Origin of the sequence: Pseudomonas kulmbachensis, assembly GCF_963681935.1 — a bacterium.
GTDB classification, from domain to species: domain Bacteria; phylum Pseudomonadota; class Gammaproteobacteria; order Pseudomonadales; family Pseudomonadaceae; genus Aquipseudomonas; species Aquipseudomonas kulmbachensis.
The window spans coordinates 4,257,018-4,280,681 of the sequence record NZ_OY817088.1 but is presented as its reverse complement, the minus strand read 5'-3'; the positions used below and the strand labels follow the sequence as shown (position 1 = coordinate 4,280,681).

At 58.3% G+C, this 23,664-nt stretch carries 21 protein-coding genes; 11 read left to right on the top strand and 10 right to left on the bottom strand.

Annotation, left to right across the window (positions count from 1 at the left end):
- Window positions 1-10: 10 nt before the first annotated feature.
- Window positions 11-874 carry an efflux RND transporter periplasmic adaptor subunit gene (locus U5A05_RS19765; protein ID WP_261739565.1) on the top strand — a complete coding sequence of 288 codons (864 nt, stop codon included), beginning with the start codon at window positions 11-13 and terminating at the stop codon, window positions 872-874.
- A gap of 88 nt (window positions 875-962) precedes the next feature.
- The gene (locus U5A05_RS19760; RefSeq protein ID WP_321834469.1) at window positions 963-3,770 is read left to right on the top strand and encodes an RHS repeat-associated core domain-containing protein; all 2,808 of its coding nucleotides are present in this window, start codon (window positions 963-965) and stop codon (window positions 3,768-3,770) included.
- A gap of 79 nt (window positions 3,771-3,849) precedes the next feature.
- Here U5A05_RS19760 and U5A05_RS19755 read toward each other — a convergent pair whose 3' ends face one another.
- Entirely contained in the window at window positions 3,850-4,245 is a 396-nt protein-coding gene (locus tag U5A05_RS19755) for a DUF4440 domain-containing protein (protein ID WP_321834468.1), read from the bottom strand.
- A 13-nt stretch (window positions 4,246-4,258) separates the two neighbouring features.
- A complete protein-coding gene (locus tag U5A05_RS19750; RefSeq protein WP_321834466.1) occupies window positions 4,259-5,482 on the bottom strand; it encodes an MFS transporter in 1,224 nt (407 codons plus the stop codon).
- Between the two features lie 109 nt (window positions 5,483-5,591).
- Here U5A05_RS19750 and U5A05_RS19745 point away from each other — a divergent pair, with 109 nt between their 5' ends.
- Window positions 5,592-6,476, top strand: coding sequence for a LysR family transcriptional regulator (locus tag U5A05_RS19745; protein WP_261739561.1), 885 nt, complete (start codon window positions 5,592-5,594; stop codon window positions 6,474-6,476).
- A gap of 49 nt (window positions 6,477-6,525) precedes the next feature.
- Here U5A05_RS19745 and U5A05_RS19740 read toward each other — a convergent pair whose 3' ends face one another.
- Genes U5A05_RS19740 through yaaA form a run of 3 tightly spaced genes read right to left on the bottom strand, consistent with a single transcriptional unit; the run spans window position 6,526 to window position 8,662 of the window.
- Window positions 6,526-7,350, bottom strand: a complete 825-nt coding sequence (locus U5A05_RS19740) for an SDR family oxidoreductase (protein WP_321834464.1) — start codon at window positions 7,348-7,350, stop codon at window positions 6,526-6,528.
- A 10-nt stretch (window positions 7,351-7,360) separates the two neighbouring features.
- Window positions 7,361-7,825, bottom strand: coding sequence for a multidrug transporter (locus U5A05_RS19735; protein ID WP_261739559.1), 465 nt, complete (start codon window positions 7,823-7,825; stop codon window positions 7,361-7,363).
- 57 nt (window positions 7,826-7,882) lie between these two features.
- Window positions 7,883-8,662 (bottom strand): peroxide stress protein YaaA, encoded by a 780-nt coding sequence (gene yaaA / locus U5A05_RS19730; RefSeq protein WP_261739558.1) that lies wholly within the window; start codon window positions 8,660-8,662, stop codon window positions 7,883-7,885.
- A gap of 228 nt (window positions 8,663-8,890) precedes the next feature.
- On the opposite strand from yaaA, the gene U5A05_RS19725 reads away from it, so the two are divergent.
- Complete coding sequence (locus U5A05_RS19725) at window positions 8,891-10,009, top strand: polysaccharide deacetylase family protein (RefSeq protein ID WP_321834463.1); 1,119 nt, start codon at window positions 8,891-8,893, stop codon at window positions 10,007-10,009.
- A 260-nt stretch (window positions 10,010-10,269) separates the two neighbouring features.
- Complete coding sequence (locus tag U5A05_RS19720) at window positions 10,270-11,664, top strand: PhoH family protein (RefSeq protein ID WP_261739556.1); 1,395 nt, start codon at window positions 10,270-10,272, stop codon at window positions 11,662-11,664.
- A gap of 51 nt (window positions 11,665-11,715) precedes the next feature.
- On the opposite strand, the gene U5A05_RS19715 is transcribed toward U5A05_RS19720, so the two are convergent.
- Together U5A05_RS19715 and U5A05_RS19710 are read right to left on the bottom strand one after the other, a co-directional pair.
- Window positions 11,716-14,757: a MexW/MexI family multidrug efflux RND transporter permease subunit gene (locus tag U5A05_RS19715; protein ID WP_321834461.1), complete on the bottom strand. Its 3,042-nt coding sequence runs from the start codon at window positions 14,755-14,757 to the stop codon at window positions 11,716-11,718.
- Window positions 14,754-15,887: an efflux RND transporter periplasmic adaptor subunit gene (locus U5A05_RS19710; protein WP_321834460.1), complete on the bottom strand. Its 1,134-nt coding sequence runs from the start codon at window positions 15,885-15,887 to the stop codon at window positions 14,754-14,756. The genes U5A05_RS19715 and U5A05_RS19710 overlap by 4 nt, the downstream gene beginning before the upstream one ends.
- A gap of 41 nt (window positions 15,888-15,928) precedes the next feature.
- On the opposite strand from U5A05_RS19710, the gene U5A05_RS19705 reads away from it, so the two are divergent.
- Window positions 15,929-16,840: a LysR family transcriptional regulator gene (locus tag U5A05_RS19705; RefSeq protein WP_261739553.1), complete on the top strand. Its 912-nt coding sequence runs from the start codon at window positions 15,929-15,931 to the stop codon at window positions 16,838-16,840.
- Here U5A05_RS19705 and U5A05_RS19700 read toward each other — a convergent pair.
- Window positions 16,829-17,275, bottom strand: coding sequence for a DMT family transporter (locus U5A05_RS19700; RefSeq protein WP_321834457.1), 447 nt, complete (start codon window positions 17,273-17,275; stop codon window positions 16,829-16,831). The genes U5A05_RS19705 and U5A05_RS19700 overlap by 12 nt on opposite strands.
- Before the next feature lie 144 nt (window positions 17,276-17,419).
- On the opposite strand from U5A05_RS19700, the gene moaC reads away from it, so the two are divergent.
- The 3 genes from moaC to moaE are packed head-to-tail and all read left to right on the top strand — an operon-like array spanning window position 17,420 to window position 18,587.
- The gene (gene moaC / locus U5A05_RS19695) at window positions 17,420-17,893 is read left to right on the top strand and encodes a cyclic pyranopterin monophosphate synthase MoaC (RefSeq protein ID WP_261739551.1); all 474 of its coding nucleotides are present in this window, start codon (window positions 17,420-17,422) and stop codon (window positions 17,891-17,893) included.
- Complete coding sequence (gene moaD, locus U5A05_RS19690) at window positions 17,890-18,135, top strand: molybdopterin converting factor subunit 1 (RefSeq protein WP_321834455.1); 246 nt, start codon at window positions 17,890-17,892, stop codon at window positions 18,133-18,135. Before moaC ends, moaD begins: the two co-directional genes overlap by 4 nt.
- Before the next feature lie 2 nt (window positions 18,136-18,137).
- Entirely contained in the window at window positions 18,138-18,587 is a 450-nt protein-coding gene (gene moaE, locus U5A05_RS19685; RefSeq protein WP_321834453.1) for a molybdopterin synthase catalytic subunit MoaE, read from the top strand.
- A gap of 132 nt (window positions 18,588-18,719) precedes the next feature.
- Here moaE and rhlB read toward each other — a convergent pair whose 3' ends face one another.
- On the bottom strand, window positions 18,720-20,222 hold the full coding sequence (gene rhlB / locus U5A05_RS19680; protein WP_321834452.1) for an ATP-dependent RNA helicase RhlB: 1,503 nt from the start codon (window positions 20,220-20,222) through the stop codon (window positions 18,720-18,722).
- An 84-nt stretch (window positions 20,223-20,306) separates the two neighbouring features.
- On the bottom strand, window positions 20,307-20,963 hold the full coding sequence (locus U5A05_RS19675; protein ID WP_261739547.1) for an alpha/beta hydrolase: 657 nt from the start codon (window positions 20,961-20,963) through the stop codon (window positions 20,307-20,309).
- Window positions 20,964-21,384: 421 nt separating this feature from the next.
- On the opposite strand from U5A05_RS19675, the gene U5A05_RS19670 reads away from it, so the two are divergent.
- Both U5A05_RS19670 and U5A05_RS19665 read left to right on the top strand, forming a co-directional pair.
- Entirely contained in the window at window positions 21,385-22,413 is a 1,029-nt protein-coding gene (locus U5A05_RS19670; protein WP_261739546.1) for an amino acid ABC transporter substrate-binding protein, read from the top strand.
- A gap of 65 nt (window positions 22,414-22,478) precedes the next feature.
- Window positions 22,479-23,660, top strand: coding sequence for an amino acid ABC transporter permease (locus U5A05_RS19665; protein WP_261739545.1), 1,182 nt, complete (start codon window positions 22,479-22,481; stop codon window positions 23,658-23,660).
- Window positions 23,661-23,664: the final 4 nt, after the last annotated feature.

Sequence of the window (23,664 nt, the reverse complement as noted above, 5' to 3'; positions counted from 1 at the left end):
GACCGATCCGATGAAAAAGTTTTTCAGCCTGCTCGCTACCTTGCTGGTTCTGGCCCTTGCGATATGGATCGGCCGCACCCTCTGGGAGCATTACATGAACACCCCGTGGACCCGTGATGGACGGGTGCGGGCCGATATCATCAACGTTGCGGCCGACGTTAACGGCTACGTGACAGGCGTGCCGGTCAAAGACAACCAGTTGGTAAAAAAGGGTGACGTACTGCTGGAAATCGACCCTGAGCATTACCAAATCGTGGTCAAGCAAGCGCAATCGCTGGTGGCGTCCCGCAAGGCCACCTGGGAGATGCGCAAGGTCAACGCCCATCGCCGGGCGGACATGGACAGCCTGGTGATCTCCCGCGAAAACCGTGACGACGCCAGCAACATCGCCGACTCGGCCCTGGCTGACTACCAGCACGCGCTGGCTCAGCTTGACGCGGCGCAGCTCAACCTCAAACGCACCAAAGTGCTGGCTACCGTTGACGGCTACGTCACCAACCTCAACGTGCACCGTGGCGACTATGCGCGGGTGGGCGATCCGAAAATGGCCGTGATCGACAAGGATTCGTTCTGGGTTTATGGCTTCTTCGAAGAAACCAAACTGCCGCACATCCGTGTGGGCGACAAAGCCGACCTGCAAATGATGAGCGGCGAAGTATTGAAGGGACATGTGGAAAGCATTTCGCGCGGCATCTACGACCGCGACAACCCCGAGAGCCGTGAACTGGTGGCCGACGTAAACCCGACGTTCAACTGGGTGCGCCTGGCGCAGCGGGTGCCGGTACGTATCCACATCGACGAAATCCCCGATGGTTTCCTGCTGGCCGCAGGCACTACGTGTACGGTGATTGTTGAGCAGGGCAAAGTGGACTGACCTTGGGTTAGTCCTGGGGCCGCTTTGCGGCCCATCGCAAGCGGCTACAGGCGAATCTGGTATTTCTGACAGTAGGCAGTCCGCTGGTTTGCGTTTCTACTCTGATCAAGAACTGCAAAGGCTCTTGATGATGAATATTCACTGCCACACACCAACCTTAACAACCATTGATTCGCGTCGATTGACCGTGCGTTCAATCACTTATTGCCGCTCTGCCAGCGATGCAGATGCCGAGGTTCGCATCAATCGAACCCGGTTCGACGAGGCGGGGCGAGTGGTGGCTCAGTGGGACCCGCGATTGTGGGTACTGCATGGCAGTGATGCCTCGACGCCGGCCAATGCCGAGCACCTTTACACGCTGACAGGCATTCCCTTGAGATCCTTGAGTGTTGATGCTGGCCTGCGAATCAGCCTGCCGGGTGAAGTGGGGCAGCTCCTGCACAGCTGGGATGGGCGAGGTAGTCAGCAACATATTCAGTACGACACCTTGCTGCGCCCCCTGGCGATTTTTGAGCATGAGTCAAATGCCCCGGTATCGTGTGCTGAGCGTTATATCTATGGCTCTGTAGATCCAATCTGTATCGACCACAACCAGTACGGACAATTGATCCGTCACGATGACCCAGCTGGTACGAAGCATTTTAATGAGTTCGGCATAACGGGCGAGCTTATTGAGCAAAATCAGCACTTTTTACAGACACTGGAATCGCCGAATTGGCCTGCGTCAGAGAGTGAACGGGACCAGTTGCTTGAGACGGGAGCGGGGTACACAACCGTGTCTCGTTTCAGCCCTTTGGGCGCTGTCGTGCTGCAAACCGATGCCAAGGGCAATCAGCAGCAGTTTGATCACACCCTCGGCGGTCAGTTGCGAGAGGAGCGACTGCTGCTTGCAGGGGCATCGACCGCCAAGGTTATAGCCAGCAGCATTCATTACAACGCTGGCGGTCAAACTCAGCAACAGACTGCCGGTAACGGTGTGATCAGCAGCTTCGACTATTCACCTCAGGACGGTCGACTCAGCCGCCTGCGAGCCAGCCGGCCACAGCAGGAAGCCTTGCAGGACCTGAACTACCTGTACGACCCGGTGGGTAATATTCTCAGTATCGAGGACAAAGCCCTCCCGGTGCGTTTCTTTGCCAACCAACGCATCGAGCCGATTAATCGCTACACCTATGACAGCCTTTATCAACTTATCGAAGCTACGGGGTGGGAGTCAGGGAGCGACAACCAGGGCCCTGATCAGATTGAAGACCCACAAGCGGTTGCCAATTACCGTCAGACCTACCGTTACGACGCCGGTGGGAATTTGCTGGAGTTGACCCATCAAGGGCCGCAAAGCCATGGGCGCGTGCTGACTGCGGGCAAGTTCAGCAATCGTTGCCTGCCCGATAACAAGGGGATCGCGCCGACGGAGGCCGATATCGCCGCAGGTTTTGATAAAAACGGTAATTTGCGGGCATTGGAAAAAGGTCGGACGCTGAATTGGGACTTGCGCAACCAGTTGAGTGAAGTCAGGCCTGTAGAGCGTGAGTCGGGCCTTGATGATAGTGAGAGCTACCGTTATGGCGCCAACGGCATGCGCCAGCGCAAAGTACGTTTAACGCTAACAAATTCCCGTCAGGTGATTAACGAAACCCGTTATTTACCGGGGCTGGAAATTCGATTGAGCAAGGCCACGGGGGAAACGCTGAACGTAATCAGTGCCCGCGCAGCGCGCAATTCGGTGCAGGTGCTGAAGTGGGAAACACCGCTGGCGAAGAATTCGGTAGATGAACAGTACCGCTACACACTTGCCGACCACCTGGGCTCTTTCACCTTGGAGCTGGGCAGTGAGGGCCGGATTATTAGTCGTGAGCTTTATCATCCGTTTGGCACTACGGCGTTTAGTGAGCGAGGTGATTCGAGCGAGGTGACTTACCGGACTTTGCGCTATTCGGGTAAGGAGCGAGATGCAACTGGGCTTTACTACTACGGCTTTAGGTACTTCGTGATGGGTTGGCGCTGGATAAATCCTGATCCTGGTGGCTTTATCGATGGATTAAACCTGTATAGAGCCCTGCGCAATAACCCAATTTACTACAGTGATCTGGATGGACTCATGCCGGTGCATGGTGAGGGGCAGGGTACGAAAGACCGGCGCTATCACGAGCTTTCCGAGCAGGGCGCTGTTCGTCCTCTGCAGGCAGCAGGTATGCAGGCGATACGTAATTTTTTTGCGGACAGCGAAGATCCGAGCACCCAAGCCTATCGCCGTGAAATTCCCGTGGCACTCGAAGAACTGAATGCTCGACATGGCCAGGCGCTTGGCAATACTCATCAAGCTCATGTCATTGCAGCAGCCCGAACCAGAACGGCAGCTCCCTCGGGGCCAGTGTTGTATCACGCTGGAGAGGCTATGTCGGGAGTGTTGAGTACTGTCGTGGGTGAGGGAAATACAAGCAAGATAATGGGTCCAATGTCTGTTGTTTTTAACAGTCCTGTGGAGGATCCTGCGGTACTGGCACAGAGACGGAGTGCAGTTGCCAATACTATACAAATTGCAGGGGACCTGGCGTCGCACAGCAGACACCCGCTTCTCTCTGCAGGGGGGCATATCGCAAAAAAAGCGGGGCAGCTGATGAAACAGAGTGAAGCACAAACGCAGATGCAATATGCGCAACTGACGGATACAGCAATCAGATATGCAGTTATTCCTGCGCAGACTTCTATGCCTTCAATGGCAATTAACAGGTTACCTGTGGACGCGCATTTCGCGGCACTGACCGATTCGCCCATAGCCCTCGAGTCGCTCGTTTCCAGCGGTCGGTACAGCGCCATGAACAGGCGCCTGTTTGCCGCCGCATTTGATCAAGCATCAAATCCCCGGCAAGGGTCTGGAGCACTATCCAACTTTTGATCCCCTTGCCTTGCAGCGGTAACGCACAGTCATGACCGTTACCGTTGCACTTCGATCTCAAGTACCGGCTTGTTGCCTGTCAATCCGCACAAAACGTCTCATGCAAATGCCGCCACAGCACCTTGCCGTCGGCGGTTTTTTCAAATACCACGGTGGCCCGGCGATCAGTGCGGTTGCCGTTGTGTTCCTCTTGCAGCTCGCGGTAGCTGACCACCGCACCGCCTGCGTGCAAGGCAATGCCCTTGAACTCGCTGAGGGTGATTTTCAACCCAGGGCGCGCTCCGCGCAGTTGTTCAAACAGTGTTTCTACCCCGTCGAGATCCAGCACTTTGCCGCCGGGGGTAATCATCGAAAATTGCGGCGAAAAACGCGCTAGCAAAACCGGCAGTACGCCGGGCTCCAGGCCGGAAAACCAGCCTTCAATTTCGACGTGGGTTTCGTTTACCAGATCAAAGTAGCTCGCGTAGTCAGTCATCGGAATCTCCAGGTTAAGGTGCGAGTAAAGCCAGCACGCGGGATGTATCAAGGCGCAGAACGGGAATGAGCGGCACCAGCGTCAATGCACAACCGATGGCAAAGCATAGGGCATAGGCGTGGGGCGTCGAGGTGATCAGGGTCAAAGCGCCCAACAGGGCCATCATCAATGCCGGGCCAAGCAAGAAACTCAGCTGACGGTTGATATTCCATAGCGCGCTGGCGTGGCCCATGTGCTGGGCAGAGACATCAATAAACGCGGTATTTTGCGCCGTGCTGCTGCACAGGCTGCCGCCAAATCCCATCAGCCCGTACAGCGCGATTGGCAGCCAGGAGCTTGAACCATCAATCTGGGTCAACAACCCAATACCCACGGCTTGTGCCGTCATGCCCAGCAAAAGCAACGGCTTTGGCCCGACACGGTTAAATTGATAACGGCTCAGGCAAATGCCCAGCGCCGATGCCAGCGCCCACGGCAGCATCAAGGCGCCGGTTTGCGCAGGGCTCAAGCCCAGTTGGTGCAGGTACAAAATGCTCACCAACTGGGTGCCGATAAAAATTCCGGGAATAAACAGATACGTCAGCATCCCGACCCGCAGCAGTGGGCTTTTCAGCAAGCGCGCCATGTTCAGCGCTCCTGTCGCCACACTCCGATAATTCAGCGTCGGGCGCGAAGTGGGGCGGGGCTCTGTTTCAAGCCAGAGTGCGGCCAGCAACAGGGCAAGCACTGCCAGTGGCAGGTTGGCGTAAAACACCCAGCGCCATGACCATGACTCAACCACCCAGCCGCCCAAAACCGGCGAAAGCGCGGGTACCAGCAACGCCACCAGTAAAATTACGGAAGTCAGGCGAGCCCGCTCGCGCACGGGAAAGTGCCGATACACCATGGCTTGCCCCACCGGAATCAATAATCCGCCGGCCAGCCCCTGCAGCAAACGCCAACCCATCAGTGCTTCTATCGAGCCCGACTGTGCCACGCACCAGGACGCCAGACTGAACAACAGGAGTGAAGCCATGATCAATCGCTTTTCGCCAAACACGGTTGCCAACCACACGCTGGGCAAAATGATCAGTGTCAGGCCGAGCATGTAGGCGTTGCCGATCCAGGCCAGCTGCGTGACGGATGCGTGCAGTTCCAGGCTGATTTGCGGGTAGGCAATGGCTGCGGCGAACATGTTCACCAGATCCAGCGCATAGCCCAGCAAATACACCAGCGCGATTTTGTTGCGGTAGGCCATGGTCGGCTCCTTGATCGGAGACCGCACAGTAAGCAGCTTTTGCTTGTGGAGGAACCGTCCGCTCGCTGCTAGATTGTCAAAATTATTTTGACAATTGGCAGGATGAAGCATGGTTAGTCTCGATCGATTCGACACTTTCAAAGCCGTGGTCGAAGCTGGCTCCCTTACCGGCGCTGCGGATCTGCTGGGGCAAACCCGTGCCGTGGTCAGCTTCAACATCAAGCGGCTTGAGGCTGAGCTGGGCGTGACCCTGCTGACGCGCAACACCCGGCGGCTGGCCTTGACCGAGGCGGGTGAACGTTTTTATCTGCACTGCCTGAGCATGCTGGAAGCGGCCCGGCTGGCGATTGACGAAGCCCGAAGCGAGCACACGGAACTCAAGGGCACGCTGCGTATCACCACCACTGTGGAATATGCATTGGCCAAAGTGGTGCCTGCACTGGAGCTGTTTCGCGCCTTGCACCCCGACCTCAACGTGCACTTGTCGACCTCATCGACCCATGCCGATCTGATCTCCGAACGTTTTGATGTGGCTTTGCGCTTGGGCCGTGTGCTCGACTCCAGCCACCGTGCCGTGCAGTTGAGTACTTTCGAGATTCTGCCCGTGGCTTCACCGGCGTTTATTGCCAGCGTGGCGCCCATCAATAGCGTGCAAGCCCTTGAACAAACACCCTGGCTGGAGCATGGACGGGTAGGGGAGTTGAACATTACCGACTCGAGCAGCGGTGTTGCCCAGCCTTATCAGCCCAATCCCGGCAAGGCGCGGATCAAGGCAGACAACTCATCGGTGCTGCTTGCCTTTGCCCTGACCGGGCAGGGCGTTGCGATCTTGCCCGACTGGCTGATTAAAGAGGATTTGCAGGCCGGTCGATTGGTACATCTGCTGCCCGGCTGGCAATTTACTCGTCAGGGGGTATTTGCGCTGTACCCCGACACCCGGCATCTGCCACTGAAGGTGCGGGTGTTTATCGATTTTATGAAGGTCCATGGCTGACCTGCAGCCCTTATCGCAGCCTTCGGCAGCGGCTACAGGTTTTTTGCAGTCACAGTTCTTTATCCAACCCGAACCGCTTCATCAGGATTTTCTGCAGTAAACCACTCGGCACCAACGCAGCCAGTAACGGCATGGCACGGCTGCCATTGCCATAGCGCAACAACATTGGGGGCCTGGTTTTTTGTACGGCCTTGAGTACCGCATCTGCAAAGGCTGTTACAGCTGTGGGGTTGTCTTGCGAGGCTTTGGCTCTTGCGCGAATACCGTCGCGCACGGGCCACCAGGCAGATTGCTGGCCAATCAACTGCTCGGCCTGGGCGCTGGCATTTTTCGCGAAGCTGGTGTCGATGGCGCCGGGCTGTACTTCCAGTACGCGGATGGCAAAAGGCGCCAGTTCCATGCGCAGTGCATCGCTCAATGCATGTACTGCGGCTTTTGAAGCGCAATAGGCCCCGGCAAACGGAGTCACCAATACACCGGAAACGCTGCCGATATTGACCACCAGCCCCTTGTTGCGGCGCAGCGCTGCAAATAGCGCGCGGGTGACACCGACCACTGAAAACACGTTGGTTTCAAATTGCTGCTGCAGCCCCTCGACGCCGCCATCGAGTAACGGGCCCATGGCGCCATAACCGGCATTATTGATCAGCACATCCAGCCCGCTGCCCTCGTGCGCCAAGCGTTCAGCCAGTTGCGCCAATGCGTGTGGGTCATTTACGTCCAGTTGCACTGCGGTGAACCCCGCTGCCGCCAACCGGGCCACATCCTCAGGCTTGCGAGCGCTGGCCCAGACCTCATGACCCGCTGCCTTGAAGGCATCGGCCAGGGCGCGGCCAATGCCGCTGGAGCAGCCGGTGATCAAAACACGGAGCATCGAAAAATCCTTAATTGGAAAAGCTGCCTTGCAGACGTTCTGCTCGGAACTCCAGGGTTTGCGGTCGATAACCGGCGCGCAGGGGCGGCATCGGTAAACAGTCCTGCCAGCTGGCTTGGGCTTGCAGTTCGCCGGGCCCGCGATAGCGTGGGGCGGTATAGAGGTTATCGGCGAGGTTGACGGTATCGCCCGGTGCATAGGCGGCGATGCGCCAGCCAAGTTCGACCAGTGGCACGTCATTGCGGTTTTTCAGGGTCAGTTGCAATGGGCGGTCTGCCGGGCAATGCACGGGGTCATAGACGATACGCAGCTCCAGGCGTGCCAGTTGCTGTGCTTCGCGGTTGTCGAGCCAGGCCACAGACGCTGCAACAATTGCTAGCCCGAACACTGCCGCCAGCGAAACCGGGAAAGCCTTGGACGGATAGCGCAGCAACAGCACAAGCCAGGTGATGATCAGTAACACGCCGATAAACATGGCAGCGCCTCTTGCATGGAGTGAGTCTAACTTACCAGCCTGAGGCCCCTGGAGGGGTCATTCCTCAGCGTGGTCGCGCAAAAACACCAACAGATCCGGCTTGGATTGTTCAGCGCTAAAACGATAACCCTGCTCATCGAACTGCTTGAGCTGCTCGGGGTTGTTGATGCGTTCCTTGATTACAAACCGGCTCATCATGCCGCGGGCTTTTTTGGCGTAGAAGCTGATGATCTTGTACTGGCCGTTTTTCAGGTCCTTGAATTCAGTATTGATGATACGTGCGTTCAGGGCCGATTTTTTCACTGCCGAGAAGTACTCGTTGGACGCCAGGTTGAGCAGAACGTCATCGCCCTGTTCCGCCAGTGCTTCATTGAGCCATTGGCTGATTTGCGTGCCCCAGAAGGCGTACAGGTCCTTGCCCCGGGCATTGGCCAGCTTGGTGCCCATCTCCAGTCGATACGGCATCATCAGGTCCAGCGGGCGCAACAGGCCGTAGAGTCCCGAGAGCATGCGCAGATGGGTTTGCGCGTAATCAAAGTCCGCTTCGCTAAAGTCCACGGCGTTAAGGCCGGTATACACATCGCCCTTGAATGCCAGCAGTGCCTGTTTGGCATTTTTTGGGGTGAACGCTGGAGTCCAGCTGCCGAAGCGTGCCGCATTGAGCCCCGAGAGCTTGTCGGACAAATGCATCAGCTCGCCAATCTGTTGCGGGCTCAGTTCGCGCAATTGTTCGATCAGCTCCTGGGAGTGGTCCAGGTATTGCGGCTGGGTGAAACGCGCAGTGGCCGGCGGCGTCTCGTAATCGAGGGTTTTAGCGGGTGAAATCACCATCAGCATGAGGTCGTCTCCTTTTAGCGTCTGGGGATTCTAGGGGGTTGGGCGGTTTGACTCCACCTATCGTCGCGATAGGCGTTTGAGACTCTGTAGCCGCTGCCGAAAGCTGCGATAAAGTCCGCAGGACTTTCGGGGCTGCTGCGCAACCTATCGCAGCCTTCGGCAGCGACTACAGGTCACGGGCATTTGTCCGGGTTATAGTGCTGCCAGTTTTTATTGGGAGATTGATCCGTGCGCATTGCTCTTTTTTTCTCGGCCATGCTGGTGTGCCTGGGGGCAGTGGCGGCGCCCAATGAGCCCGCAACGCTGGATCGCAGTACCTGGCCCGAGCAATTGATCAGCCCCGCATTGTTCGATGTTGCTTCGCGGGCCGAAATTCTTGCCTTCGCCCATGCCTTGCTGGTCAGTGAAACGCTGGACGAAAGCGCGCTCAAGCAGCGCCTTGGCCTGAAGACCATCAACCTGGACACCATTGATAACCTGCGTAAACGCATGTGGCAGCGGCTGTTGGCCAATTACAACCTTGCCCAGCAAAGCTGCGATCAGGATGCCTCGTTTTGCTATTACGTCGACGGCATGGACAGCTTGCGCGAGCAGGCCGGCAAGTTTGAAATCGCCGACGACTCGTTTTATGTGGCCTGGGCCGAGCCGAGCCGTGAGTTTCACCAGCGTTATCTGGATGAACAACTGCGCAAGGCCGCGCTGTTCCCGCAAATCAGCAGCGAAATCGAGCTGTTCGGCGAGCAGGAAAGCAACGGCGAAGCGATGCATGATCGACTGTTTTCATTGACGTTCGACAGCGGCCCCAGCCAATTGCCCGGCACCACCGACTGGTTGACCGACTACCTGCGCAAGCAATCCATGAGCGCGACTTTTTTTGTGTTGGGCAATAGCGCGCAGGTGCGCCTCGACAAAAGCGGTACACAAGCTCTGCAAGCGCTGTACAAGGGCCAGTGTGTGGGCGTGCAGGGCTGGGAATATCGCTCACACAGTCACTGGCAAGACTGGCAGGACTCGATTTTGCGCACCACGGCCTTGGTCAAACAGGTTGTACCGAACAACTACGTCGCTCTGTTTCGCCCACCCTATGGGCAGCGGCGGGCAGATAGCGGGGGGTTTTTCCAGGCGCAGGGTTTGCAGGTGTCATTGTGGGATATTGATGCGCAAGACATGTCAGCCAGCCTGAGCGCCGAACAGTCAGCGCAACGGGTGTTGAGCCTGATGCTGTTGTGGCGTCATGGGGTGATTGCGTTTCACGATACCCAGGACAAAGTGCGTACGGCGTTGCCTTGGTTGCTGAAGGCGACGGCACAAAGTGGCTTGGGTTGGGAAGATTGCGAAGTGTTGTAGAACACGCAGTTAATATATGACTCTAGCCCCGCTTCAGGCATCCGCCAAGGGTATTCGTCATTCCATGAAATAAATTGCCTATTCGCTAAAAAAGCTTTTTTTTGTCACACATTTAGGAGTATTACGAAGACAGACGGCCGAAACCTGCAACACAGGTGGCGTCTTCCAAGACCCACCGGGCAGGGTAATTACGGCAGTCACTCCGAGGCGCAGAACTGTTGTGGTATTGCGTCGAATGGCTCCCAAAAAGGTGACCGAGTATGGATGATCACGGACGCACTCCTTCTTCCAACCAGCCAATCCTTTATGTGCTCGATACCAACGTACTGATTCACGATCCAAACGCATTGCTGAACTTCGAGGAACATCACGTCGCGATCCCCATGACGGTGCTCGAAGAGCTCGACAAACTCAAAACCGGCAAGCTGCTGGTGGCCGCGGAGTGTCGTCAGGCTATCCGTTTGATTGATCAGTTGCTGGGAGTTGCCAGCCCTGAAGATGTCGAAAAGGGTGTGCCGATCCAGCGTGGCAAAGGCGCGCCCAAAGGCTTTCTGTCGATCATGATGAGCAAGCGGCGCGAGCCCAACACGCTGCTGCCAGAAAACCTCAACGACAACATCATCATCAACCAGTTGATTGACCTGCACGCCCGCGAACCGAAGTTGCGTGTTGTGCTGGTGACCAAAGACATCAACATGCGCCTCAAGGCCCGGGCTTGCGGGATCGAGTCCGAGGATTACAGCACCGACCAGTTGGTTGACGACGTATCGATGCTGTCGCGTGGTTACCACACCATGACCGGTTCGTTCTGGGACCGCGTCAACAAGGTCGAGACCCGCCAAGGTCATGGCCGCACCTGGCATCAGGTGCAGATGAACGAAAACCTGCCCTCTGTGCATATCAATGAATTCATCATTGATGAGCAGGGCTTTGTCGGCTGGATCAAAGAGGTGCGCAAGGACCAGTTGCTGATTCTCGACATGCACCAGGAGCCACTGCTGCACCAGGAAGCCTGGGGGCTCAAGCCTCGGGATATTTATCAGGGGCTGGCGCTGTTTGCTTTGCTCGACCCGGATATTCATCTAGTCAACCTGTCGGGTGCGGCGGGTTCGGGTAAAACCATCCTGGCGCTGGCGGCCGCGATTGAACAAACCATGGTCAGCAAGCGCTACCGGCGGATTATCTGTACCCGCAGCGTGCAAGGGCTGGATCAGGAAATCGGCTTCTTGCCGGGCACCGAAGCCGAGAAGATGGAGCCTTGGCTGGGGGCTATCACCGACAACCTTGAAGCCCTGCACATGGAGGATGAAAACACCCACGGCAGCGTCGACTACATCCTGAGCAAGGTGCCGTTGCAGTTCAAATCCCTGAACTACATTCGTGGTCGCAGCTTCCAGCAGAGCCTGATCTTGATCGATGAGTGTCAAAACCTCACGCCGCACCAGATGAAAACCATCATCACCCGTGCGGGCGCCGGTTCCAAAGTGGTGTGCCTGGGCAACCTGGCACAGATCGATACGCCGTACCTGTCGGCCACCAGCTCGGGGCTGACCTACCTGACGGAGCGTTTCAAAGACTTCCCCAACGGGGTGCACATTGCCCTGCAAGGGGTGCCTCGCTCGATTCTGGCCGAATACGCCGAATCGCATTTGTAACCTTGATGGTTTAACCCTGACCCGGGCGGCCTTGAGCCGCCCGGTTGCGTTTCAGGGGGAGGGAGCCGGCGTGTGTCTTCTGGAGATCAGGCTGTAGATCGACGGCAGTACAAACAACGTAAACAGCGTCCCCACTACCATCCCCACGACAATCACGATGCCCAGTCCGAAGCGGCTGCTGGCCCCTGCGCCGCTGGCAAACAGCAAGGGCACCAGGCCGACCACCATGGCGGCGGTGGTCATCAGGATTGGCCGCAAGCGGATGCGGGCCGAGCGGATGATGGCGTTGGCCGGTGAGCAGCCCGTAGCGGCTTGCAGTTCATTGGCAAACTCGACCATCAGGATCCCGTGCTTGCTGATCAGCCCGATCAACGTCACCAGGCCGATCTGGGTGTAGATGTTGAGCGTGGCCCAGCCCAGTGCCAGCGGGATCAGGGCGCCGCAGATCGACAGCGGTACGGTGATCAGGATGATCAGCGGGTCGCGCAGGCTTTCGTACTGCGCCGCCAGCACCATGTAAATCACGATCAGGGCGAACACAAAGGTCAGCATCAGCGCGTTGCCTTCGTGGATAAATTGCCGCGAATCGGACTGCCAGTCATGGCTGAAGCTGGCGGGCAATTGCTTGCTGTGTTCGGTCAAAAAAGCCACGGCCTGGCCCAGGCTCACGCCGGGTGCCGCGATGCCCTGGAAGGTTGCCGAATTTTGCTGGTTGAACTGTTTCAGGCGGTTGGGCTGGATATCGCTGTGCAGGCTGACCACGGTGGCCAGCGGTACTTGCACCCCGGTATCGGTGGCGAGGTAGAAGCCGTTCAAGGCCTCGGGCGTCAGGCGCTGGCTGGCCCCGGTTTGCGCGATCACATCATAGGAGCGGCCCTGCATCGCGAAGCGGTTGGTGTAGTTTTCGCCGACCAGTATTGCCAGGGTGCTGGCGATGTCTTGCAGGCGGATACCCAGGCTGTTGGCCTTGTTGCGGTCGATCCGCACCTCGGTCACCGGGTTGTTGAACGCCAGGTCACTGTCGACCACGGCGAACAATCCGCTGGCCCGGGCCTGCTGCTTCAGCTGTTCCATGGCCAGGTACAGCGAGCGGTAATCCTCGGTGCTGCGGATCACCAGTTGTACCGGCAAACCACCGGTGGAGGCGGGCAGCGCCGGCATCTGGAAGACGAAGATGGCATTGCCTTCCACGCCGTCGACCCGCTGCTGCAATTGCGTCTGGATCTGCGCTGCGCTGCGCCCGCGCTGGTTCCATTCCTTGAAATTGACTCCGGCATAGCTGGCCGCCACACCGTCGGTGCCGTTGATGATCCAGGTGCCGGTAGCTTCGGGGATGGCACCGAGGACGCCACTCAATTGCGCGGCATAGCGCTCAACAAAGTCGAGGTTGGCGTGTTGCGGGGATTTGATCGCCAGCAGCAGGTTGCCCTGGTCTTCATTGGGCGCCAGTTCTTTTGCGGCCTGGCCGTAGAGCAGTGGCAGGCTGAGCAGGATCAGCACGGCAAAGCCCAGGACCACGCCGCGCTTGCGCAATGACAGCAGCAAGCCTCGCTGATAACGCCGCGATAAACGGTGGAAGAACCCCTCGGCCAGCATGCCCATGGCGCCTTCGTCTTGTCCGGCCGGCAGCAGTTTTGCGCACATCACCGGGGTCAGCGTGAGGGCGATCACTCCTGACACGAGCACCGCGCCGGCCAGGGTCAGGGCGAACTCCTTGAACAGTGCGCCGGTCAGGCCGTTCATCAGGCCGATGGGCATGTATACCGCGGCCAGGGTGACAGTCATGGCGATCACCGGTGAGGCGATTTCACGGGCGCCAATCAGCGCAGCCTCAAGCGGGGCAAGGCCTTCCTTGATATGGCGGTGGATGTTTTCGGTGACCACAATCGCGTCGTCCACCACCAGCCCGATGGCCAGCACCATCGCCAGCAGCGTCAGCAGGTTGATGCTGAAGCCAAATAACGCCATCAAGGCCAGGGCGCCGAGGATCGACAGCGGGATGCTGAGGATCGGGATCAGCACCGTGCGCCATGAGCCCAAGCACAGGAAAATGATCAGCACTACAATCAGGATCGCTTCGAGCAGGGTCTGGATCACTTCCACAATCGAGGCTTCGATAAAGTGCGCGGTTTCGAACGCAAGTGCGGCTTCGACCCCAGGTGGCAGGGTTTTCTGGATGTCCGGCAACAGGCGTTTGATGCCCTCGACAATTACCAGCGGGTTGCCCCCGGGCGTGGCGTACAGCCCCAGATGCACCGCGGGTTTGCCGTCCATCAGGGCGCTGGTTTCGTAGGCGGCCGAGCCCAGCTCGATCTCGGCAATATCGCGCAGGCGTAGCAGGCGGTCCCCACGATTGCTGATCACCAGGTCGCGAAATTCGTCTAGGGTGGTGAGGGCGCTGTTGACCTGAATCGATGACACCACGTATTGCCCTTTGATTTGCCCCGGGGCGGCCTGGAAGTTGTTGGCGCGGATCGCCTGTTCGACCTCGGCGGCGCTGATGCCATGGCCGGCCATGCGTTGCGGGTCGAGCCACAGGCGCATGGCCAGGCGCTGGCCGCCAAAGGTATCGACCTTGGCCACGCCTGCAATCGTGGCGAACAAGGGCTGCACCACCCGGCTCAGGTAGTCGCTCAGGGCTGCGGCCGAGAGGGTGTCGCTGGTAAAACCGACATACGCCACGGCGGTGGATTCACCGGCCGAGCGCTCGATCACCGGGTCGTAGGCCTGTTCCGGCAAGCGATACTTGACCTGGTTGACCTTGGCGATCACCTCGCTCAGGGCCTTGGCCGAGTCCTGGTTCAGCGCCATGCGCAACGTCACCAGGCTATGGCCCTGCACCGAGGATGAGCTGATGTAGTCGACGCCTTCCACCGAGGCCAGCGACTGGTTGATGGGCTGGGTGACAAAGCCCTGCATCAGTTCGGCCGGGGCCCCGGGGTAGTCGGTGCTGACGGTGATCACGGAGCTTTCCAGCAACGGGTACTGGCGCACGGGCAAACCCATATAGGCTTTGAGCCCGGCCAGCAGGATCATCAGGCTGACCACCAGCGCGAGCACCGGGCGGCGGACGAACATATCTGTGAACTTCACTCGATGGCTCCTGCGTCAACGGCCAGTACGCTGTCGGTAATGGGCTCGATACGTGCGCCATCGCTGAGTTTGATCTGACCGGAGATCACCACTTGATCCCCCGGCGCCACCCCCCGGGTGATCACTACCCAACCCTCGCGGCGCTCGCCGGTCTCGACCGAGACCCGGCGCACAGTGGGTATGCCTGCAGGTTGCACGACATAGAGGTCTTCGCCATACGCGCTGTAGGTCACTGCCGTTTCTGGCACGCTCAAGGTGTTTTCGGGCAGCGGCTGGGGCAAGCGCACCCTGGCAAACATGCGCGGCAGAGCAGCACTTGGCGGGTTTTTCAGGTGTGCCTGCACGCTGGCGGTACGGGAACGCTCAAGGAACGGATCGATGCTGCTGACCACGGCCGTCAGCGGTTGATGGGGCAGGGCATCGAGTTCGACCAGCAGGCTTTTGCCGGTGGCGAAGTGGGGCAGGGCCTGCTCGGGCACACTGAAATTGACGTAAAGGCCCTTGTTGCCGATCAGGTTGATCAGGGTATCGCCGGGGTTCACGTACTGGCCTAAATGGACTTTACGAATGCCCAAAGTGCCGTCGAACGGTGCCCTGATGGTGCGCTGCTCTATCTGTGCCACCAGCCCCTGAACAGCACCGCGGGCGGTGGTGTATTCGGCTTGGGCGTTGTCCAGCGCTTCCCGGGAAATGGCATTGGAATCGATCAGTTTTTTCATCCGCTCAAGGCGTACCCGGGTGTTGTCCAGTTGGCCCTGCAAGCGCACCAGTTGGCCACGCTCGGGCGCATCGTTGAGGCGCAGCAGAACTTGCCCGCGGGTGACTCTTTGCCCGGATTCAATGGGCAGCTCGACGATCCGCCCGCCGATCTCGGCGGGCACGCTGACTTCCTGCACCGCTTCCAGCTCGCCAATCGCGTCCAGATAACGGATAAACGGCTGGTTGCTGACCATGGCCACGGCCACCTTGACCGGCGCGACCTCATACGCGGCGGGTGCCGGTTGTTGCCAGCACCATACAGCCCAGAAGATCAGGATCAGCATCAGGCCTGAAAACCCGTAAAGGGCGTTGCGTAGGGTAAGCTGGCGCGTGTTACGCGCCGTGGCAGTGGAGGGTGTGGGATCTAGCATGCAGCGCTCCCTTGGAGTGGGCTAATGACAGGAGAGTCGGAGTGTTACTGCGCAATATCGATTTGAATCTGCTGGTGGTGCTTGATGCGTTGCTCACGGAAAAACACGTGACCCGCACCGGTGTTCGCTTGCATCTGAGCCAGCCGGCCATCAGCCACTCGCTGAACAAGCTCAGGCTGCTGCTGGATGACCCGTTACTGATTCGCCAGGGCAATGAGGTGGTGCTCAGTGCGCTGGCGCAAAACCTTCAGGCGCCGCTCAAGGCCGTGCTCGGCCAGATCGAGACCTTGCTTGGCCAGTCCATCGACTTTGTGCCGGCAGACTCGCAGCGCACCTTTCGCGTGGCGATGTCCGATTACGGCGCCGCTATCGTGCTGCCCAAATTGCTGGTGCAACTGCGCAAGCTGGCGCCGGACACCTCGCTGGTGGTGATTCAGGACAGCCGCCTGGGCATGCTGGAGCAAATCGAACAGGGCAAAATCGACCTGGCCGTGGGGGTGTTTGCGACGCTGCCGGCGGATATCAGCTGCGACGTACTGTTCGAAGAAACCTTTACCTGCCTGCTTAACCGTCGTTCGTTGCCCGATAGTGGCGTGCTCGACCTGGACAGCTATCTGGCGCGTCCGCATTTGTTGGTGTCGATGGATGGCAACACCCAGGGCGAGGTCGACAACGTTTTGCGCGCCCGGGGGCTGCAGCGGCGGGTGGCGGTCAACGTTCCCCACTGGGGCACCGCGCCGGGGATGATTGCCGGCACCGATCTGATCCTCACCGTGGCCACCCGCACTCTGGACAACGTGCCGCTGGGGGACACGCTGGTGGCGATACCTCCGCCGCTGACCGTGGCGCCGTTCAACTATGTGCAGGTCTGGCACCAGCGGTTTAATCAGGATCCGGCCCATCGTTGGCTGCGTGAGCTGGTCAAACAGGTAAGCGCGCCTTCAACCCCGTGAGGCAATGACAAACCCTGCCAGCACCACACTCACCCCCAGAATTTTCTGCAGGCTCGGGCTGTTTTTGGGCAGGCCGAGCAAGCCGAAATAATCAATCACCAGCGAAATAATCAGCTGGCCCACCACCACCGCCATGATGAAATTCAGTGCTCCCAGACGCGGCACGGTGATCAGTGCGACGGTGATGTAAAACACCCCGGCCAGGCCTCCGAGCCAGATCCACCAAGGGCCGGTGAGCAGCGCCGCGAGGTTGGGGCGGGGCACTTTCACGATCAGCATCACCAGCGCAATGGCCGCGCCACTGACCAGCAACGAAATCACCGTGGCCCAAAACGGGTGGCCGAGCACAACGCCAAGCCGGGCGTTGCTGCCAGCCTGCAAGGGCACGGCAAAGCCTGCAAACAGGCTCAGGGCAATGACAACAAAAAGAGGCATAAGCACGGCTCCGAAGTTTCAACCGTTGTACGGCGAATGCCGGCAGGCGGCCAATTCGATGTTCTGATGCGCGGTATTCGCGGGGTCGATGGTCTTAACCAATTCTCGGGTTTACACTCCTTGCTCCTGTCTGGAGTACCCCCTGTGCTGACTCATTTAGATTCTCAAGGCCGCGCCAACATGGTTGATGTCACCGATAAAGCGGTGACATCCCGTGAGGCGCTGGCACAAGCCGTGGTGCGCATGCGCCCTGAAACCCTGGACATGATCGTCAGTGGCGGCCACCCCAAGGGTGACGTGTTTGCCGTGGCGCGGATTGCCGGGATTCAGGCGGCCAAGAAAACTTCGGACCTGATCCCGCTGTGCCATCCGCTGATGCTCACCAGCGTCAAGGTTGAACTCAGTGCCCAAGGCACTGATGCGGTGCTGATCGTGGCGCGTTGCAAGTTGTCCGGGCAGACCGGTGTCGAGATGGAAGCCCTGACCGCTGCCAGCGTGGCGGCCCTGACGATTTATGATATGTGCAAGGCGGTGGATCGCGGCATGACCATCGAAAGTGTGCGGGTACTGGAGAAGCTCGGCGGCAAGAGCGGGCACTTTCAGGCAGACGCGTCATGAAGCTCAACGTCGTTTTCTTTGCTCGTTACCGTGAGGCGCTGGGGCTGGATGGCGAGTCGGTGGACGGTGAGTTTGCGTCCATCGAACAGCTGCGGGCGCACCTGGCGCAACGCGGTGGCGCCTGGCAGGTGCTGGCCGAGTCCAACCTGATGTGTGCGCGCAACGAAGAGCTGTGCAAACTGGATGAACCGCTGGCAGACGGCGATGAAGTCGCCTTCTTCCCTCCCGTGACCGGAGGCTGAGCATGGCGATTCGGGTACAAGCGGCGACCTTTGACCCTGGCGCTGAAGTCAATGCACTGCACGCGGCCAATCTGGGCGTGGGGGCGGTGGTGAGCTTTGTCGGTTATGTGCGCGACTTCAATGAAGGGCGCGATGTGGCGGGGATGTTTCTGGAACACTATCCAGGCATGACCGAAAAGGCCCTGGCCAAGATCATGGTTGAAGCGGAACAACGCTGGCCGTTGCTCAAGCTTGAAGTGCTGCACCGGGTGGGTGCGCTGGGGCCGGGTGAGCCGATCGTGTTTGTGGGAGTGGCCAGTGCCCATCGCCAGGCGGCGTTTGACGCTTGTGCGTTTGTGATGGACTACCTGAAGACCCGCGCCCCGTTCTGGAAAAAAGAACAGACCGCTGACGGCCCGCACTGGGTTGAAGGGCGGGCCAGCGACGAAGTGGCGGCAGATCGCTGGAAGTAGCTAACGAGCTTTGTAGCCGCTGCCGAAGGCTGCGATAAGGGAGCCAGGCCCTTCAAAAAGCGTTGCCGCTTCGCAACCCATCGCAGCCTCGTGCCTCGACAGCGGCTACAGAGTAACTACCGATTCAGCGTATTACGCGATTGCATCCGGATCGTGCGGTTTGCGTACCGCTCGTACCACCGGGCGCAGCAATTCGGTTGGCGGCGTTTCGCAGCTGATTTTGCGACCCAGCAAGGCTTCGATCGACGGCAGTTGATACGAGTCGTCTTCACCGGCAAAGCTGATGGAAACCCCGCTGGCACCTGCGCGGCCAGTACGGCCAATGCGGTGCACGTAATCGTCCGGCACTTCAGGCAGGGTGAAGTTGATTACGTGGCTGATGCCGTCGATATGAATTCCGCGACCTGCGACGTCGGTGGCCACCAGCACGCGGATCTTGCCTTCACGAAAGCCTTCCAGCGTCTTGATGCGCTTGTGTTGCGGCACGTCGCCCGATAGCTGGGCAGCGTTGATGCCGTCACGTACCAGGCGCTCTTCTATGCGGCGCACTTCGTCCTTGCGGTTGGCGAACACGATGACGCGCTCCCAGCCGTTGTCGTTCACCAGGTTGAACAACAACTTGTATTTGTCGGCACCGGCAACGGCATACACGTGCTGCTCAACCATATCGCTGGCGACGTTGAGCGCTTCGATTTCGACGATGGCAGGGTCGGTAGTCCATTGCTTGGCCAGGTTCATCACGTCCTCGGTAAAGGTCGCGGAAAACAGCAGCGTTTGACGTTCGGCTTTCTGCGGCGTTTGACGAATGATCTGGCGCACTTGCGGAATGAAACCCATATCCAGCATGCGGTCGGCTTCGTCGAGCACCATCACTTCGACCATGTCCAGATGCACTTCGCCGCGCTGGTTGAAGTCCAGCAGACGGCCCGGTGTGGCGACCAGAATGTCGCAATGACGCGCTTCAAGCTGCTTGAGCTGTTTGTCGAAGTCCATACCGCCGACAAACGTCATGACGTTGAGGTCGGTGTATTTGGTCAGGTCGGCCGCGTCCTTGGCGATTTGCACCACCAACTCGCGGGTCGGCGCGATGATCAGTGCGCGTGGCTCACCCATGTAACGCTCTTTGGGCGGCGGGGTCTGGGTCAATTGGCTGATGATCGAGATCAGGAACGCAGCGGTTTTGCCGGTGCCAGTCTGGGCCCGACCAATCGCATCGCGACCGCTCAGGGTGTAGCCCAGCACGCCCGCCTGGATCGGCGTGCAATACGGGAAACCGAGGTCTTGAATGGCGTGCATCAGCTCGGGGGCGAGCTTGAAATCGTGAAAGCGGACTTTGCCTTCTTGTGGCTCGACCGCAAAGTCTTCGAGTTTCCAGGGAATGACCGGTGGCTTGGGGGCCACTTCGCGCCGTGGTTTTGCAACTTTAGGCTTTTCGATACGCGGTTGTTCATCCGCGGGCTGTGCGTCAGGAGTGGTCACCGGCGCTGGGGCTGGAGCAGGAGCAGGAGCAGAACGACCAGGCTGTTGCGCGTCGGTTCGCGGGCTGGTGTTGCTCGAAGGTGTAACGGAAGCTGGCGCGAGCGGCTCAGCCTCGCTTTTACCGAATATTTTTTTGAGTGCTTTGAGCACGGTCATCTCATCAGTTGGTTAAGGAGTGTACGCCGGGCAGTGTAATGCAAGTCGGGTGCTCGGCGTAGTGAACGACAGGATGTTTCGGTTTTAGGTCAGACGTTTCGTCAGCCAGGCCCCGATGTCGCGAATTTCCTCGGGTAACACTTCGTGGCCCATTGGGTATTCCTGCCATGTAACTGCTACGCCTGCTGCCTTTAAACGCTCATAAGCCGTACGGCCCATAGCGTTTTGGACTACATCATCGTACTGCCCATGTAGGCACAGGGCCGGGATACGTTGCTGGCTGGCGGACAATGGCAGCACATCGCTGAACGTCGGTGCATAGGTGGAAAGGGCAAGTACGCCACCCAATGGTCCCTGCCATTTCAAATAAGCAGTGTGGAACACCACGGCACCACCCTGGGAGAAACCGGCGAGGAAAATCCGGTTGGCGTCGATACCGCTCTGGCGCTGGGCTTCGATCAATTGAATGACCATGTCAGCCGACTCTTCCAGCTCTTCTTCGCAGATGGAGCGGGCAGGGCTCATGGCCTTGATGTCATACCAACTCGGCATGGCATAACCGCCATTAATGGTCACGGCGCGGGTCGGTGCCTGGGGCAATACAAAGCGTGTAGTCAAAAGCGACTGCTGCAGGATTTCGGCCACCGGCATGAAGTCATAACGGTCGGCACCCAAGCCATGGAGCCAGATAACACAGGCGTCCGCAGTCTTTTGGGGTTGGATAATCAGAGGTTGGGTCATGGCTGCTCCATCGTTGTGCATGTGCGCAAACCGGGTGCGCTACAAAAGTGCTCGATCGGTGAAAAATTACAGAAAATGTCGCTTGCTTGAACGTTTTTTCCAGCATTACGTACTGAACTTACTTAAGCAGCTGGTGTGGTACGCGCTTTGCTATGTGGACAGGGACGTGAATGCGTTCACCTTCGGCGGTAACACTAACAGGCTACTGCCGATGGGGGGACAGCAAAAATCCCGAGGTTGAAGTTAGACAAGGAATTCAACAGCTCAAGTGAGCGCTTCAGTTTGACGGTTCGTGCGATGCACCCATCGCTCAAGACTTATGCCGCTTGACCCAATAAAAGCCAACACGGGTCAACATTGCCTCACAAGGGGGCGGCGGGTCTTGTTCAAACACAATAAAAGCGCAGTACTGGAGGTTTGAATGAAGCAGTTGAAATCCACCCTGGCTCTGGCCACCGCAGCCATCGTGTTGAGTGTCAGTGGCTTTGCCCACGCAGGCGCAACCCTGGACGGCGTCAAAAAGAAAGGCTTTGTGCAGTGTGGCGTCAGCGACGGGTTGCCGGGTTTTTCGGTACCTGACAAAAACGGCAAGATCCTGGGCATTGATGCCGATATTTGCCGCGCAGTGGCCGCAGCGGTATTTGGCGATGCAACCAAGGTCAAGTTCAGCCAGTTGAACGCCAAGGAACGTTTCACCGCGCTGCAGTCGGGCGAAGTTGACGTGCTGTCGCGCAACACCACCTGGACCAGCTCCCGTGACGCGGGCATGGGCATGGTGTTTGCGGGCGTGACCTACTACGACGGTGTTGGCTTTTTGGTCAACAACAAGCTGGGCGTAAAAAGTGCCAAGGAACTGGACGGTGCAACCATCTGTATCCAGGCTGGTACGACTACCGAGCTGAACGTCTCGGATTACTTCCGCGCGAATAATCTGAAGTACACCCCGATCACCTTCGACACCTCTGATGAAAGCGCCAAGTCGCTGGAAAGCGGTCGTTGCGACGTGTTGACCTCCGACAAGTCGCAGTTGTACGCACAGCGCACCAAACTGGCGAACCCAAATGACTACGTGGTATTGCCTGAAACCATCTCCAAGGAGCCTCTGGGCCCTGTAGTGCGTAAAGGCGACGAAGACTGGTTCAGTATTGTGAAGTGGACTCTGTTCGCCATGCTCAATGCAGAAGAAGCAGGTATCACCTCCAAAAACGTCGTGGCTGAAGCCAAGTCGACCAAAAACCCGGATGTTGCCCGCTTGCTGGGTGCTGACGGCGAGTACGGCAAAGACCTGAAACTGCCAAAAGACTGGGTGGTACAGATTGTCAGCCAGGTCGGTAACTACGGCGAAGTCTTCGAGAAAAACCTCGGCAAAAGTACTCCTCTGGCCATCGACCGCGGGCTGAACGCTCTGTGGAATAACGGCGGCATTCAATACGCACCACCCGTGCGCTGATAGCCCTTTCACCCGGTAGGCCAACTGCCGGGTGATGTTGTTTGATCCATTTTTAGGGGCACTTCATGCAAACTAAAGTCGGCGCACCAAAGCCCAGGCTCAGCCTCGGCGATCCGCGTGTGCGTGGGTGGTTATTCCAGATCATCACCGTCGCACTGGTGGTGTTTATGGGCTGGTATCTGTTCAACAACACCCAGACCAACCTCCAGCACCGTGGCATTACTTCAGGTTTTGACTTTCTTCAACGCAGTGCCGGATTTGGCATTGCGCAGCATCTGATTGATTACACCGAGTCCGACAGCTACTCCCGGGTCTTTCTGATCGGTTTGCTCAACACCTTGCTGGTGTCAGTGATCGGTATCGTTCTGGCGACGATTCTCGGTTTTATCGTGGGTATCGCGCGGTTATCGTCGAACTGGATGATCAGCAAACTGGCAACGGTTTACGTCGAGGTCTTTCGCAATATTCCTCCTCTGCTGCAAATTCTGTTCTGGTACTTCGCGGTCTTTCTGACCATGCCGGGGCCACGCAACAGCCACAACTTTGCTGACATTTTCTATATGAGCAGCCGTGGCCTGAACATGCCAGCCGCCGTGGGCACCGAGGCCTTTTGGCCGTTTATGGCCAGTGTGCTGCTGGCGATTGTGGCTGTGGTGCTGATGGTTCGCCGGGCCAACCAGCGCTTCGAAGAGACCGGTGTTCCATTTCACAAGTTTTGGGTCGGGCTGGCACTGATGCTGGTGATTCCGGGCTTGTGCGTGTTGCTGTTTGGCACTCCGGTGCATTGGGAAATGCCGCAACTCAAGGGCTTCAACTTTGTCGGTGGTTGGGTGCTTATCCCTGAGCTGCTGGCGCTGACCATTGCGTTGACGGTGTACACCGCGGCATTCATTGCCGAAATCGTGCGTTCGGGGATCAAGTCGGTCAGCCACGGCCAGACCGAAGCTGCCCGCTCGCTGGGCCTGCGCCCGGGGCCGACATTGCGCAAGGTAATCATCCCGCAAGCACTGCGGGTGATTATTCCGCCGCTGACCAGCCAATACCTGAACCTGGTGAAAAACTCGTCGCTGGCGGCGGGCATCGGATATCCGGAAATGGTTTCACTGTTTGCCGGCACCGTACTTAACCAGACCGGGCAAGCGATTGAGGTCATTGCCATCACCATGAGCGTGTACTTGGCAATCAGCATCAGCATTTCGCTGCTGATGAATTGGTACAACACGCGTATTGCGCTGATCGAGCGATGAGGAC

Excerpts from the sequence above, each read along its gene's own strand:
- U5A05_RS19735 (WP_261739559.1), bottom strand. The coding sequence starts at position 7,825 with ATGTTTATCGGCGTGTTACTGATCATCACCTGGCTTGTGCTGTTGCTG.
- moaD (WP_321834455.1), top strand. The coding sequence starts at position 17,890 with ATGAAGCTCAACGTCGTTTTCTTTGCTCGTTACCGTGAGGCGCTGGGG.
- U5A05_RS19755 (WP_321834468.1), bottom strand. The coding sequence starts at position 4,245 with ATGACTGACTACGCGAGCTACTTTGATCTGGTAAACGAAACCCACGTC.
- U5A05_RS19670 (WP_261739546.1), top strand. The coding sequence starts at position 21,385 with ATGAAGCAGTTGAAATCCACCCTGGCTCTGGCCACCGCAGCCATCGTG.
- U5A05_RS19740 (WP_321834464.1), bottom strand. The coding sequence starts at position 7,350 with ATGCTCCGTGTTTTGATCACCGGCTGCTCCAGCGGCATTGGCCGCGCC.
- yaaA (WP_261739558.1), bottom strand. The coding sequence starts at position 8,662 with ATGCTGATGGTGATTTCACCCGCTAAAACCCTCGATTACGAGACGCCG.
- U5A05_RS19675 (WP_261739547.1), bottom strand. The coding sequence starts at position 20,963 with ATGACCCAACCTCTGATTATCCAACCCCAAAAGACTGCGGACGCCTGT.
- U5A05_RS19765 (WP_261739565.1), top strand. The coding sequence starts at position 11 with ATGAAAAAGTTTTTCAGCCTGCTCGCTACCTTGCTGGTTCTGGCCCTT.
- moaE (WP_321834453.1), top strand. The coding sequence starts at position 18,138 with ATGGCGATTCGGGTACAAGCGGCGACCTTTGACCCTGGCGCTGAAGTC.
- U5A05_RS19700 (WP_321834457.1), bottom strand. The coding sequence starts at position 17,275 with ATGCCTCTTTTTGTTGTCATTGCCCTGAGCCTGTTTGCAGGCTTTGCC.
- U5A05_RS19665 (WP_261739545.1), top strand. The coding sequence starts at position 22,479 with ATGCAAACTAAAGTCGGCGCACCAAAGCCCAGGCTCAGCCTCGGCGAT.
- U5A05_RS19710 (WP_321834460.1), bottom strand. The coding sequence starts at position 15,887 with ATGCTAGATCCCACACCCTCCACTGCCACGGCGCGTAACACGCGCCAG.
- U5A05_RS19745 (WP_261739561.1), top strand. The coding sequence starts at position 5,592 with ATGGTTAGTCTCGATCGATTCGACACTTTCAAAGCCGTGGTCGAAGCT.
- U5A05_RS19750 (WP_321834466.1), bottom strand. The coding sequence starts at position 5,482 with ATGGCCTACCGCAACAAAATCGCGCTGGTGTATTTGCTGGGCTATGCG.
- U5A05_RS19720 (WP_261739556.1), top strand. The coding sequence starts at position 10,270 with ATGGATGATCACGGACGCACTCCTTCTTCCAACCAGCCAATCCTTTAT.
- rhlB (WP_321834452.1), bottom strand. The coding sequence starts at position 20,222 with ATGACCGTGCTCAAAGCACTCAAAAAAATATTCGGTAAAAGCGAGGCT.